12 protein-coding genes are annotated in these 12,500 nt (G+C 72.7%); 6 read left to right on the forward strand and 6 right to left on the reverse strand.

Annotation, left to right across the window (positions count from 1 at the left end; translation table 11 throughout):
* The first annotated feature begins 90 nt into the window (after positions 1 to 90).
* Together KKZ08_RS33700 and KKZ08_RS33705 are read left to right on the forward strand one after the other, a co-directional pair.
* A complete protein-coding gene (locus KKZ08_RS33700) occupies positions 91 to 297 on the forward strand; it encodes a valine--tRNA ligase (RefSeq protein ID WP_223778031.1) in 207 nt (68 codons plus the stop codon).
* A 196-nt stretch (positions 298 to 493) separates the two neighbouring features.
* Entirely contained in the window at positions 494 to 1,381 is an 888-nt protein-coding gene (locus KKZ08_RS33705; protein ID WP_223778032.1) for a phospholipid scramblase-related protein, read from the forward strand.
* 96 nt (positions 1,382 to 1,477) lie between these two features.
* Here the strand turns inward: KKZ08_RS33705 and KKZ08_RS33710 are convergent, their stop codons facing one another.
* Positions 1,478 to 2,389: a DMT family transporter gene (locus tag KKZ08_RS33710; RefSeq protein WP_223778033.1), complete on the reverse strand. Its 912-nt coding sequence runs from the start codon at positions 2,387 to 2,389 to the stop codon at positions 1,478 to 1,480.
* Entirely contained in the window at positions 2,386 to 3,231 is an 846-nt protein-coding gene (locus KKZ08_RS33715; RefSeq protein ID WP_223778034.1) for a phosphatase PAP2 family protein, read from the reverse strand. The genes KKZ08_RS33710 and KKZ08_RS33715 overlap by 4 nt, the downstream gene beginning before the upstream one ends.
* A 181-nt stretch (positions 3,232 to 3,412) precedes the next feature.
* Here KKZ08_RS33715 and KKZ08_RS33720 point away from each other — a divergent pair, with 181 nt between their 5' ends.
* Complete coding sequence (locus KKZ08_RS33720) at positions 3,413 to 3,997, forward strand: TetR/AcrR family transcriptional regulator (RefSeq protein ID WP_223778035.1); 585 nt, start codon at positions 3,413 to 3,415, stop codon at positions 3,995 to 3,997.
* A 153-nt stretch (positions 3,998 to 4,150) separates the two neighbouring features.
* Here the strand turns inward: KKZ08_RS33720 and KKZ08_RS33725 are convergent, their stop codons facing one another.
* From KKZ08_RS33725 to KKZ08_RS33740, 4 genes are all read right to left on the reverse strand, one after another.
* Positions 4,151 to 5,098 (reverse strand): DUF2510 domain-containing protein, encoded by a 948-nt coding sequence (locus tag KKZ08_RS33725; protein ID WP_223778036.1) that lies wholly within the window; start codon positions 5,096 to 5,098, stop codon positions 4,151 to 4,153.
* Positions 5,099 to 5,197: 99 nt separating this feature from the next.
* Positions 5,198 to 6,382 (reverse strand): anhydro-N-acetylmuramic acid kinase, encoded by a 1,185-nt coding sequence (locus KKZ08_RS33730; RefSeq protein WP_223778037.1) that lies wholly within the window; start codon positions 6,380 to 6,382, stop codon positions 5,198 to 5,200.
* 987 nt (positions 6,383 to 7,369) lie between these two features.
* The gene (locus KKZ08_RS33735) at positions 7,370 to 8,356 is read right to left on the reverse strand and encodes an acyl-CoA dehydrogenase family protein (protein ID WP_223778038.1); all 987 of its coding nucleotides are present in this window, start codon (positions 8,354 to 8,356) and stop codon (positions 7,370 to 7,372) included.
* On the reverse strand, positions 8,356 to 9,558 hold the full coding sequence (locus KKZ08_RS33740; RefSeq protein WP_223778039.1) for an acyl-CoA dehydrogenase family protein: 1,203 nt from the start codon (positions 9,556 to 9,558) through the stop codon (positions 8,356 to 8,358). The genes KKZ08_RS33735 and KKZ08_RS33740 overlap by 1 nt, the downstream gene beginning before the upstream one ends.
* Before the next feature lie 173 nt (positions 9,559 to 9,731).
* Here KKZ08_RS33740 and KKZ08_RS33745 point away from each other — a divergent pair, with 173 nt between their 5' ends.
* The 3 genes from KKZ08_RS33745 (at position 9,732) to KKZ08_RS33755 (ending at position 12,444) form a co-directional block, all read left to right on the forward strand.
* On the forward strand, positions 9,732 to 10,532 hold the full coding sequence (locus KKZ08_RS33745; RefSeq protein ID WP_223778040.1) for an SDR family oxidoreductase: 801 nt from the start codon (positions 9,732 to 9,734) through the stop codon (positions 10,530 to 10,532).
* Positions 10,533 to 10,652: 120 nt separating this feature from the next.
* Positions 10,653 to 11,240, forward strand: coding sequence for a TetR/AcrR family transcriptional regulator (locus tag KKZ08_RS33750; protein ID WP_223779296.1), 588 nt, complete (start codon positions 10,653 to 10,655; stop codon positions 11,238 to 11,240).
* A gap of 46 nt (positions 11,241 to 11,286) precedes the next feature.
* Positions 11,287 to 12,444 carry an acetyl-CoA C-acetyltransferase gene (locus KKZ08_RS33755; RefSeq protein WP_223778041.1) on the forward strand — a complete coding sequence of 386 codons (1,158 nt, stop codon included), beginning with the start codon at positions 11,287 to 11,289 and terminating at the stop codon, positions 12,442 to 12,444.
* Positions 12,445 to 12,500 lie beyond the last annotated feature (56 nt).

Genomic DNA, 12,500 nt, shown 5'->3' on the forward strand with positions numbered 1-12,500 from the left:
CTCGAAGAGAAGTGGTCGCGGCGCTGGGACGAGTCGGGCGTATTCGTCTTCTCGTACACGCACACCGACGCCGTCACGCGCTGCCAGCGCATGCGTGGCAAGGAAGTCTCCTGGTGGCGGGACGGCTCCGTGCACCGCGCCGCCTGGCCGGACGCCTGCGCACTGCGGGAGTACGCGGGCGACGCGGCGGTCCTCGCCACGGCGGCCGAGGCCATCGCGGCGGTCCGCAAGGCCAAGTCGCAGGCCCGGCTCTCGATGCGGGCCGAGGCCGCGGGGGTGCTGGTCACGGCGGAGTGAGCGACCCTCGACCGCTTCGCGGCGGCTTCGGACGACGTCCGGGCGGCGGGGCGGATCGCGGCGGTGCAACTGCGGGACGCGCAGGGCGCCCTGAAGGTCGAGGTCACGCTGTGAGTGTCCCGACGGCTTCGCGGGGAGGTCACGACCTCGCAAGGGGCTGGCGGACCGCCCATATCCGGAGGGTAGGGTCACCCGGGTGACAACGCATTCGAACACACCCGCAGGCTGGCACCCGGACCCGCACGGGGCGCCGCAACTCCTCCGCTGGTGGGACGGCTCCCAGTGGACGGAGCACACCAGCCCGGCCCCGCAGGGCCAGCCGGCGCAGGCCCAGGCCCAGCAGGTGCCGCAGCAGCCGCAGGCCCCGCAGGGGCAGTTCGGCCGGCCGCAGGCCGCGCCGGTCGCGCCCCCGGCCGTCGACCCGGCGAAGGTGCAGCGTCAGGTGCAGCAGCAGGCGGGCGTCACGCCGTCGGCGCAGGGCGGCGGCACGCTGTTCACCGAGCCGGTCCTGGTGGTGAACCAGAAGGCCAAGCTCATCGAGCTGACGAACGAGTACAGCGTGATGGACCAGGCGGGCAACACGCTCGGCTCGGTCGTGCAGGTCGGCCAGAGCGCGCTGAAGAAGATCGCTCGCTTCGTCGCCAGCATCGACCAGTTCATGACGCACAAGCTGGAGATCCGCGACGCGTACGGCCAGCCGCAGATGCTGCTGACCCGCCCGCGGAAGTTCATGAAGTCGCGGGTGATCGTCGAGCGCGCCGACGGGCAGCCGGTCGGCGAGATCGTCCAGCAGAACATGATCGGCAAGATCAACTTCGCGATGATGGCGGACGGCCGGCAGGTCGGCGCGATCAAGGCGGAGAACTGGCGCGCCTGGAACTTCTCGATCGTCGACCACGCGGACAACGAGGTCGCCCGGATCACGAAGACCTGGGAAGGTCTCGCCAAGACCATGTTCACCACCGCGGACAACTACGTCCTCCAGATCCACTACCAGCTGCCCGAGCCGCTCCTGAGCCTCGTCGTGGCGACGGCCCTGACGGTCGACACGGCCCTCAAGCAGGACTCCCGCGGCTTCGGGTGACCGGGCCGCGCCGGTAGGCGCAGGTATGAAAACGGCGTCGGCCGCCCTCCCGCAGGGAGGGCGGCCGACGCCGTTTCGCGTGCGTACGCCGCCCGGTCAGGGCCGTGACAGGCGCAGCGCCGCCGGTTCCACGGACGGGCCGGGGATCGACGGCAGGTACTCCCGCGCCGGCTCGGCCGCGGGGCTCCGTGGCGACCGGGTGAGCACCACGACTCCGTACGCCGCCACCATCGCGCCCGCCACCGCGGCGAGGATCCCGCCGGCGCCGCCCCGCAGCCGCTCGCCGAGCAGGGCCACGCCGATGACCGAGGCCGCCAGCGGGTTGGACAGGGTCACCACGGCGAGCGGTGCGCCGAGGCCGCCGCGGTAGGCGGTCTGCGAGAGCAGCAGACCACCGGCGGCGAACGCCGCGACGAGCAGCGCCACGATCACGACCTGCGGACCGAGCAGCGGCCCCGTACGGTCGGTCACGGCCACCGTCACGGTCTGGGTGAGCGCCGAGGCGACCCCGGAGGCGAAGCCGGACGCGGTCGCGTGCCGCAGTCCCGGCCGCGTGCCGGGGCGGGACAGCATCCCGATGACCGCCATCGTCGCGGCGGCCACGACCAGCGCCTCGGGCACCGTCAGCGTGTCGTTCGGCGCCGGTCCCGAAGCGGTCAGGAGCAGCGCCCCGAGGCCTATGAGCGTGAGGCCGGTGCCGCGCCACTCCAGACGCGTGACCCGGCGCCCCGCGAGCCGCGCGCCGAGCGGCACGGCGGCCACGAGCGTGAGCGCGCCCAGCGGCTGGACCAGCGTGAGCGGCCCGTACTTCAGGGCGGCCACGTGCAGCAGCGCGGCGGCGGCGTTGAGCCCCACCGAGGACCACCAGACGCCGCTGCCGAGCATCCGCAGGGCCCCGCTCTCGCCCTCGGCGATCCGTGAGGCGAGCCGTTCCTGGGCGACCGCGGCGGCGGCGTAGGCACCCGCCGAGACGAGGGAGAGCGCGACGGCGAGAAGAGTGGCGTTCACTGACCGGCCCCCGAGGTGATCAGTTCCGGCGTACGGGGGAGGGGGTCCGCCGAGACCGTGGCCCGGGGCTCCGGCTCGGGACGGGCATCCCCGGAGCGCCGTACGACCAGCGACCGGGCGGGGCGCGGCAGGCGGATGACCGCGAGCGCGACGCCGAGCAGCGCGGTCGCCACGATCGCGTCGAGCCAGTAGTGGTTCGCGGTGCCGACGATCACAAGGAGCGTCAGCAGGGGGTGCAGCAGCCACAGCCAGCGCCACCGCGTCGAGGTGGCGACGATCAGGCCGATGGCCAGCATCAGCGCCCAGCCGAAGTGCAGGGAGGGCATGGCCGCGAACTGGTTGGCCATGGTGTCGGTCGCGGGCTTGGCGGCGTACACCGAGGGCCCGTACACCTGCGCCGTGTCCACGAGGTGCGCGGCGTCCAGCATCCGCGGCGGCGCGAGCGGGAAGCCGAGGTGCAGGACGAGCGCGGCGGCGGTCAGCACGGCGAGCACCCGCCGCGTCCAGACGTAGTGCCGGGGCCGGCGCAGGTACAGCCAGACCAGGAAGAGCAGCGTCGCCGGGAAGTGCACGGTCGCGTAGTAGGTGTTCGCGACGTGGATCAGCGTGTCGCCGCTCAGCAGGGCGTCCTGCACGGCGCCCTCGCCGGGCAGGCGCAGCGTCCGCTCGGCGTCCCATACGCGGTGCGCGTTGTGGAACGCCTCGCCGGTGTGGCCGTTGGCGAGCTGCCTGCCGAATTTGTAGACGAGGAAAAGCCCTACGACGAGGAGGAGCTCGCGGACGAGGGGTGGCCGGACAGCTGTGTCCGGCTCCCGTTCGGCAGGCTCGGTTCGGGAATCCATCCCCCGGCCCCTTTGCATGATGACTGGGTAGTGCGGTGCGGAGCGAGGAAGCGCCTCACTCATCGATACGCCAGTGTACCGATACGGCGGCGTACCGGTACACTGGCGTATCGATGAGGGCTGATCGAGTCGACGAAGGGTCGATCGAGCTGATCCGGCCGCCGTACCGAGGGGAAGAGCCATGACGTCGACGTCGAGCCGCTCGAAGATCACGCCCGAGCGTGAGCAGGAGTTCTACGACGCCGTCCTCGACCAGCTCCGCGCATGCGGGTACGAGGCTCTGACCATGGAGGGTGTCGCCGCCCGCACCCGGTGCAGCAAGTCCACGCTCTACCGCCAGTGGAAGTCCAAGCCCCAGTTCGTGGCCGCTGCGCTGCGGGCCAACCGCTGCGTGCGGTTCCAGGGCATCGACACCGGGAGCCTCGCCGGGGACCTGCGGGCGGCGGCCCGGGCAGCGGGCGAGCAGTCGGGGCGTGACACGATGCTGGTCCAGGCGCTCAGCCACGCGGTCCTCCAGGACGTGGACCTTCAGCGGGTGCTGCGCGAGACACTGGTCGAGCCGGAGCTCCAGGCCATGGACGCGATCATCCGGCGCGGTGTGGAGCGCGGCGAGATCGCCGAGGGGCACCCGGCGGTGGAGTTCGTCACGGTGCAGCTGTTCGGCGTGCTGCGGGCGAGGCCCATCATCGAAGGCGCCCACGCCGACGAGGAGTATCTGACCCGTTTCGTCGAGGCCTGCGTGCTGCCCGCGCTCGGCCTCACCTGATCGTGGGCCCGAGTCCATTGGATGGGGGACTCGGGCCTGCCCGCGCCGCACCGTGGGGACGGGGGCGGCGCGCACCCCCGGGCCGGGCGGGGTTCCTCCTGAGCGGCGAGGAACCCCGCCCGGCCCATCGGGACCACGTCCCGTCGGCGCTCCTTACACGTCCTGCCCGGCTCCGCCGCCCTCCCCGGCGGGCCCCGCCTTGATGCCCTTCGCGATCTGGTCCATGTAGGACGGCGAGGGCGCCCTGGGGTTGTCGTCGATGCCCATGCGGACGACGACGATCTTCGACTTCTTGGCGGGGGAGGGGAAGGCGAGCGACTCGACGTAGCCGTCGTCGCTCTTCTCCGTGACCGCCTTCCAGCGGACGTAGTAGCCCTTCTGGCCCGCGACGGTGATCGACCTGGAGGCCAGCACCTTGTGCGAGGTGATCTTGCCGTAGGTCTTGCCGCCGTAGCCTTCCTTGGCGTTCTTCTTGATGTCCGCCTTGGCGGCCGCCTCGGGGGTCTTCGCGTCGATGCCCAGTTCCTCGGCGGACTGGGAGTACGCGCTGCCGCGCGTGCACCGCTCGTCCGGGTTGCCCGGACAGGGGATCGGCTCCGTCTGCACCCCGGCGCCCACCCGGGTCCTCCCACCGGTCCAGCCGTCCGGTACGGGTATCTGGATGCCGTTCACCGGATCGCTCACGAAGCCGGACTCCTGGCCCGGCGTCCGGGGTGTGTCCGGCCCGCCCGGGCCGTCCGGCGACCGGGGCGCCTGCGAATCCCCGGGCTCCCGCGGGGCTCCGGACGACGGCTCCTTGGCCGCGGAGCCGCCGTCGCCGCCGCTGTCGTCGTCGGAGGTCAGGGCGTACACCCCGCCGCCGATCCCGGCGAGGACGGCCAGCACCACGCCCGTGGCTATGGCGACGCGCAGTCCGCGCCGTGGCGCGGGCGGCTGCCCCGGGTGGGCCGGAAAGGCCGGCTGGGTCGGGTAGGCATGCGTGCCCGCGGCGGCGCGCACCTGATCCGTCCACACGTTCCCGTCCCACCAACGCTCGGTGGGAGGACCGCCGGCGGCCTGGCCGGGATCGGGGTACCAGCCTGGAGGAGTCATCTGCGTCATGGGCGCCAGCGTATGAGTACAGCGTGAAAGTGGCATGAGAGGGGCCCGGAAAGGGACACTGCCACCCTCCTCCTGCCGGTGGGGCGGTCGCCCCGCCGCCTACCGCGCCCGGCTGCCATGGCCGTTGACGACCAGGCGGGTCGGGGCCTCCTTCTCCGGGAGCGTCTCGGGCCACGGAGTGCCCCGTCGCCCCGGCGTGATGGAGCCCAGCACGCTCGCGTGGCGTGCTCCCGTGCTCGTCGGGACCGTCCCCGGCAGCCCGTGCAGGGTCAGGAATCCGAGGACGGCGAAGGCGTACGCCTCCTTCGCCGCGGCCGGCATACCGAGCTCGTCGGAGGTGCGCACGGGGATGCCGCCGCCCAACTCCGCCCGCAGGAAGGCCATCAGCACGGGGTTGCGGGTGCCGCCGCCGGAGACGATGACCTCCGAGGCCCGCACCGAGCGGACGGCGTCGGCGGCCGTGCGGGCGGTGAGCCGCGTGAGCGTGGCGACGACGTCCTCGGTGGACAGCGCCTCGTACCCCTTCAACGCCGTACGCAGATAGGGCAGATGGAAGAGTTCCTTGCCGGTCGTCTTCGGTGCCGCGAGGGCGTAGTACGGCTCGGCGAGGAGGCGGTCAAGGAGCCCTGGGTGTACCGCGCCGCGGGCGGCCAGCTCGCCGTCCAGGTCGTAGGCGAGGCGGCCGCCGGTGGCCTCGCTCACCGCGGCGTCGATCAGGGCGTTGGCGGGGCCCGTGTCGAAGGCCGTGCCGTCGGCGGCGGTGATGTTGGCGATGCCGCCGAGATTCAGCGCGGCGGGGACGCCGGGGCGGCCGCGCAGCCACATCCGGTCCACGAGGCTCACCAGGGGCGCGCCCTGGCCGCCCGCCGCGATGTCGCGCGGGCGGAAGTCGGCGACCACCGGCAGCCCCGTCGCCTCGGCGATCCACGCGGGCTGGCCGATCTGGAGCGTGCCGTGCACCTGCCCGTCCGCCACCCAGTGGTAGACCGTCTGGCCGTGCGAGGCGACCAACTCGGCCCGCCCGTCGCACAGCTCGCGGTCCGCCTCCACCGCGGCGGCGGCGAAGGCGCGGCCGATGGCGGTGTCCAGACGGCAGACGTCGGCGAGCGTGGTGGTCGCGGGCGGCATCGCCGCGGCGAGGCCGGCGCGCAGCCGTTCGTCATAGCCGCGGCTGATCAGCCCGAGGGGCGTGAGCGTCAACCGGTCCCCGTCGAGGGCCAGATCGGCCGCGGCGGCGTCGATCGCGTCGTACGAGGTCCCTGACATGAGCCCGATCACGCGCACGTGGGGCCTCCTTCTCGGTCGGCTCGCCAATGATTTTGATCATCGCATCCCGCCGACGGGGCTCAACGCGCCTCCCCGGAAAGCGGAACGGGGTCGAGGCATCCCGGCCGGACGGAGACCCGCCGGAGCGTGCGACACGGGCCGTGGAGCGTGTTCCAGCGTCGCACGGAACGCGGCCGTGAGGGCGGACGAGGCGCGAAGAGAGTCTCCCGCGCGGGGGCCCGGCCGAGCGCCCGGCCTCTGCGCCGCGCATCCGCCGTGCGCTACGCGCGGCCGCGCGGGGTGGGGCGCGGTGGGGCGCCTTTTGGGTGGGCGTCGCGCCTGCTGGGCGGGGGCGGATTGGCGGTGGAGGGCGTTGCTGTGCGGTTGGTGGTGGGGTGGGCTCAGGGGGTGTGGCGTTTGGCGAAGTGGGTCCGGCTGGGGTGTTCGCGTTACGTTCAGGTCGGTTGTTTGCGCCGCGGGGTCAACTCCGTATGTCGTGCCGTGCCTGACTGGGTTGTCGGTGCTGGGCCCGAGTGGGCTGTTCGGGCCGAGCCAACTCTGCATGTCGTGCCGCGCCCGCGTGGGCTGTTCGGGCCGCGCCTGGCTGTGCTGTGCGCGCCGCGTCCGACTCGCTTGTTCGCGCCGCGTGCCCAACTCCGCATCTGGCGCCGCGCCTGGCTGGATGGTTTGCGCCGCGCCGACGTGGGCTGTTTGCGCAGCGCCTAGTTCCGCTGTTGCGCCGAGCCAACTGGGCTGTTCACGCCGCGCCGACTGGGCGGTGCGCGCCACGCTGCCGGGCGCCGTGCTGAGATTCCCGCGCCGCGCCGCCGGGCGCAGTGCTGAGTTTCCCGGCCACGCTGCCTGACGCGCCGCTGAGTTCCCCACCGCGCCGCCGGACGCACTGCCGAGATTTCCGCGCCGCGATCCGAGCGCGACGCTGAGATCTCCGCGCCGCAACGCCGGACGCACCGCCGAGATCTCCGCGTTCGCCGCAGCGCGCACCGATCACGCGCCCCCGGTGAGGACCCTCCCCCGCCACACCCCCGGGTCCCCCCACGCACTCCGCAGCGCCCTCGCCTTGGTGAGCCACAGGGAGAGGTCGAACTCCGCGGTGTATCCGATCGCCCCGTGCAACTGGAGTGCGGCGCGGGCCGCTCCGTATGCCGCCTCGCCTGCCGTGACCTTGGCGGCGGCGATGTCCCGGGGGGCCATGGTCAGCGCCGCGCCGAGCACCAGGGGGCGGGCGAACTCCAGCCGCACCAGGACGTCCGCGAGCCGGTGCTTCACGGCCTGGAAGGCCCCGATGCGCGTCCCGAACTGGGCGCGCTGCTTCACGTACGCCACGGTCCTGTCGAGCAGCGCCGCCCCGACACCGAGCGCCTGCGCGGCCGTGGCGAGCGCCGCCCAGTCCGTCGCGTGCCGCGCGGCGTCGGCCACGGCCGGGCCCGTGGCGAGTGGTTCACCGCCGGGCAGCGGGGCGGCGAGGCGGCGCGCGGGGTCGAGGGAGCGCCGCACGCGCGCGTGGCCGGGCGCGAGCCGCAGTTCACCGTCGGCCACGGCGAGGACCAGGCCCGCCGTGTCCGCGTCCAGCGCGTACGGCCCCCCGCCGGGCAGCGTCAGCGTCGCGCTCACGGCACCGGAGGCGAGCGAGGGGAGGAACCGCTTGGTCGGCCCGGGCTCGCCCAGCTCGGCGAGGCGTGTCAACAGCGCCGCCACGGCCACCGTCTCGACGGCCGGACCAGGCACGGCGTGCCGGCCCAACTCCACGAAGGCGACGGCCGTTTCGACGGGCAGCGGGCCTACGCCGTCGTACTCCTGCGGAACCGGCAGCGCGAAGACCCCCGCCTCCGCGAGCCGCGCCCAGACCGCGCGGCCCGGCGCGTGGTCGCCGGTGCTCCACGCGCGCGTGGCCGTCACCGTGTCGGCCGCCGCCAGCATCGCGTCGAGGGTCCGCGCGAACTCCCGCTGTTCCGCGTCCAGGAGGAACCTCATCAGCGGCGTCCCTTCGGCAGGCCGAGCAGCCGCTCGGCGATGATGTCGCGCTGGATCTCATTGGTGCCGGCGTAGATGGGCCCGGCGAGCGAGAAGACGTAGCCCTCCGCCCAGTCGACGTTGTCGGACCGCGAGAGGCCGGCCTCCGCCGTCGCGCGGTCGACCAGCTCACCGTCCGCGCCCAGGAGATCCAGCGCCGTCTCGTGCAGCGCGATGTCGTACTCCGACCAGAAGACCTTGTTGAGGCTGGACTCGGCGCCGATCCGCTCCCCGGCCGCGAAGCGCGACGCGGTGGCCCACGTGAACAACTCGTACGCGCGCGCCCCGATGACGGCGTCGGCGACACGGTCGCGCAGCGCGGTGTCCGCCGGGTCGCCGTGCGCCCGCCAGAGCCGCACGAGGCGGTCCGCGGAGGCGAGGAAGCGGCCGGGGGAGCGCAGCATCAAGCCGCGTTCGTTGCCCGTGGTGGACATGGCGATGCGCCAGCCCTGACCCGGCTCGCCGATCACGTCGTCGTCGGGCACGAAGACGTCGTCGAGGAAGAGCTCGGCGAAGGCCGGCTTCCCGTCCAGGCGGCCCACGGGGCGGACCGTCACACCGTCGGCGTCGAGCGGGAACATCAGATACGTGAGGCCCTGATGCGGCTTGCTCACGGTCTCCGCGCCGGTCTCGCGCGGCTCACTGCGGAAGAGTCCGAACGCGCGATCCGCGAAGGCGGCCCGTGACGACCACGTCTTCTGCCCCTGAAGCAGCCAACCGCCCTCCGTGCGGCGGGCGGTGGAGCGCAGTGACGCGAGGTCCGAGCCCGACTCGGGCTCCGACCAGGCCTGGGCCCAGATCACCTCGCCGGTCGCCATGGAGGGCAGCACCCGCGCGCGCTGCTCGGCGGTGCCGAAGTCGAAGAGGGTCGGGGCGAGCAGGCTGACGCCGTTCTGCGAGACCCTGCCGGGCGCCCCCGCCGCGTAGTACTCCTCCTCGAACACCAGCCACTTGACGATGTCGACGCCCCGACCGCCGTACTCCTCGGGCCAGGAGACCACCGACCAGCGGCCGGCGGCGAGCTCGCGCTCCCACTCCCGGTGGGCCGCGAAGCCCTCCTCGGTCTCCAGGGAGGGCAGCGGCACGCCCGGCACATGCGCGGTGAGCCAGTCGCGCGCCCGCTGTCTGAACTCGCCCTCCCCGGCGGTGAAGTCGAGATCCATCAGCGCCCCACCTCCTCCTGGCCGCCCGGTGCTTATCTCTTCCCTAACAAGTGTTTGGTAGATTACCGTGAAGGCAGTGCGGGAGTCGAGAGCCAAGGCCCGTGACAAGCCTGCGACAAGCTCGCGACGACAAGTCGCGCTCGCCGAGCCAGCACCGAGACGGAGGGCCGCTCATGGACGCACCCGCTTGTCCGCCGGGACACGACCTGCTCGCGGGCCGCACCGCCGTGATCACGGCGGCCGCCGGCGCGGGCATCGGCGGCGCCACCGCGCGCCGCTTCCTGGAAGAGGGCGCGCGCGTCGTCATAGGGGACGCCCACCCGCGCCGCACGAAGGAGACGGCGGCGGCGCTCGCCGAGGAGTTCGGCGCCGACCGGATCGACGGCATTCCGTGCGACGTCACCGAGGAGGCACAGGTCCAGAGCCTGTTCGAGCTGGCGGAGCGGCGGCACGGCAGCCTGGACATCGTCGTGAACAACGCGGGACTGGGCGGCACGGCCGAGCTGACGGAGATGACCGACGGGCAGTGGGACAAGGTCATCGACGTGACGCTGAACGGCACGTTCCGCTGCACCCGCGCCGCCCTGCGCCGCATGCGGGCGAGCGTTCGGGCCGACTCCGGCCAGAGCCACGGCGTGATCGTGAACAACGCCTCCGTGCTGGGCTGGCGCGCCCAGGCCGGCCAGTCCCACTACGCCGCGGCGAAGGCGGGCGTCATGGCCCTCACCCGCTGCGCCGCGATCGAGGCCGCCCCCCACGGCATCCGGGTCAACGCGGTCTCACCGAGCCTCGCCGTGCACCCCCACCTCGCGAAGGTCACCTCCCCGGAGCTCCTCGAAGAGCTCACGGCCCGCGAGGCCTTCGGACGGTTCGCGCAGCCCTGGGAGATAGCCAACGTCATCGTCTTCCTTGCCAGCGACTACTCCTCGTACATGACGGGCGAGACCGTCTCGGTCAGCAGCCAGCACGCCTAGGCGGAGAATGACCGTGTGTCGAAATCGAACCAGAGCACCGAGAACCAGAGCACAAAGAACCAGAGCGCCAAGAACCGGAGCACCGGCGGGCCGAGCGGTACCACCAAGAAGAAGCCCCAGGTGAGCCCCTCCCCCGAGCGGCGCCGCGAACTCCTCGGCATCGCCGCGGAAGTCTTCGCCGAACAGGGGTACAACGCCACCACGGTCCGCAAGATCGCCGACGCCGCGGGCATGCTCGCCGGCAGCCTCTATTACCACTTCGACTCCAAGGAGTCGATGCTCGAAGAGATCCTCCGCACCTTCCTCACCGAACTGTGGGACGGGTACGACACCGTGCTGCAGGCCGGGCTCGACCCCCGCGCGACGCTCGAAGCGCTCGTCACCGAGTCCTTCCGGGAGATCGACCGGCACCGCGCCGCCGTCGCGATCTACCAGAAGGAGTCCAGGCACCTGGTCGCGCAGCAGCGCTTCGAGTACCTGTCCGATTCCCAGCAGCGCTTCGAGAAGACGTGGCTGACGACGCTGGAGCGCGGCGTCGCGGAAGGCGTCTTCCGCGACGACCTGGACATCCGGCTCGCCTACCGCTTCGTGCGCGACACCGTCTGGGTCGCCGCGTCCTGGTACCGCCCCGGCGGAGGCCACAGCCCCGAGGAGATCGCCCGGCAGTACCTGTCGATGGTCCTGGACGGCATCTCCGTACGTATGTAAGAGGCACGCCGCCACGCGGCGCCCCACGACCGAGGAGCACGCAGTCATGGCCGAGGCCTACATCGTCGAAGCGGTCCGCACCCCCGTCGGCCGGCGCAAGGGGGGCCTCTGCGGGGTCCACCCCGCCGACCTGGGCGCCCACGTCCTGAAGGCGGTGGTCGAGCGCGCCGGAATCGACCCCTCCGCCGTGGAAGACGTCGTCCTCGGCTGCCTGGACACGGTCGGACCGCAGGCCGGGGACATCGCCCGCACCAGCTGGCTCGCGGCCGGACTCCCCGAAGAGGTACCCGGCGTGACGATCGACCGGCAGTGCGGCTCGTCCCAGCAGGCCGTCCACTTCGCGGCGCAGGGCGTCCTGTCCGGCACCCAGGACCTCGTCGTCGCGGGCGGCACACAGAACATGTCGATGATCCCCATCGCCTTCGCGTCCCGGCAGGCCGCCGAACCCCTCGGCCTCACCGAAGGCCCATACGCGGGAAGCGAAGGCTGGCGCGCCCGCTACGGCGACCGGCCCGTGAACCAGTTCCACGGCGCCCAGCTGATCGCCGCCAAGTGGGACATCTCCCGCCGTGACATGGAGGAGTTCGCGCTCCGCTCCCACCGACGCGCCGTACGCGCCATCGACGAGGGCCGCTTCGACCGCGAAGTCGTCGCGTACGGCGGCGTGACCACCGACGAAGGCCCGCGGCGCGACACGACCCTGGAGAAGATGGCGGGCCTCGCACCCGTCCTGGCGGACGGCACGATCACCGCCGCCTGCTCCTCCCAGGTCTCCGACGGCGCCGCGGCCATGCTCCTCGCGAGCGAACGGGCCGTGGCGGAACACGGGTTGACGCCTCGCGCCCGCGTCCACCACCTCTCCGTACGCGGCGAGGACCCCATCCGGATGCTCTCCGCACCGATCCCCGCCACCGCGTACGCCCTCAAGAAGAGCGGCATGCGGATCGACGACATCGATCTCGTCGAGATCAACGAAGCGTTCGCCCCGGTCGTCCTCGCCTGGCTGAAGGAGACCGGCGCGGATCCGGAGAAGGTCAACGTCAACGGCGGTGCGATCGCCCTCGGCCACCCCCTCGGCGCGACCGGCGCGAAGCTCATGACGACGCTCCTGCACGAACTGGAGCGCACGGGCGGCCGGTTCGGCCTCCAGACGATGTGCGAGGGCGGCGGCCAGGCGAACGTGACGATCATCGAACGCCTCTGACACCCCGTCCGTACCGCTCCCGGCAGCCATGCGGAAACCCCTCCGCGTCCACGAAA

Source organism: Streptomyces sp. 135 (genome assembly GCF_020026305.1).
Classification (GTDB): Bacteria; Actinomycetota; Actinomycetes; order Streptomycetales; family Streptomycetaceae; genus Streptomyces.

Coding starts and splice junctions, on each gene's coding strand:
- KKZ08_RS33700 (WP_223778031.1), top strand. CDS start 91: ATGCGTGGCAAGGAAGTCTCCTGGTGGCGGGACGGCTCCGTGCACCGC.
- KKZ08_RS33715 (WP_223778034.1), bottom strand. CDS start 3,231: ATGGATTCCCGAACCGAGCCTGCCGAACGGGAGCCGGACACAGCTGTC.
- KKZ08_RS33720 (WP_223778035.1), top strand. CDS start 3,413: ATGACGTCGACGTCGAGCCGCTCGAAGATCACGCCCGAGCGTGAGCAG.
- KKZ08_RS33725 (WP_223778036.1), bottom strand. CDS start 5,098: ATGACGCAGATGACTCCTCCAGGCTGGTACCCCGATCCCGGCCAGGCC.
- KKZ08_RS33735 (WP_223778038.1), bottom strand. CDS start 8,356: ATGAGGTTCCTCCTGGACGCGGAACAGCGGGAGTTCGCGCGGACCCTC.
- KKZ08_RS33740 (WP_223778039.1), bottom strand. CDS start 9,558: ATGGATCTCGACTTCACCGCCGGGGAGGGCGAGTTCAGACAGCGGGCG.
- KKZ08_RS33745 (WP_223778040.1), top strand. CDS start 9,732: ATGGACGCACCCGCTTGTCCGCCGGGACACGACCTGCTCGCGGGCCGC.
- KKZ08_RS33755 (WP_223778041.1), top strand. CDS start 11,287: ATGGCCGAGGCCTACATCGTCGAAGCGGTCCGCACCCCCGTCGGCCGG.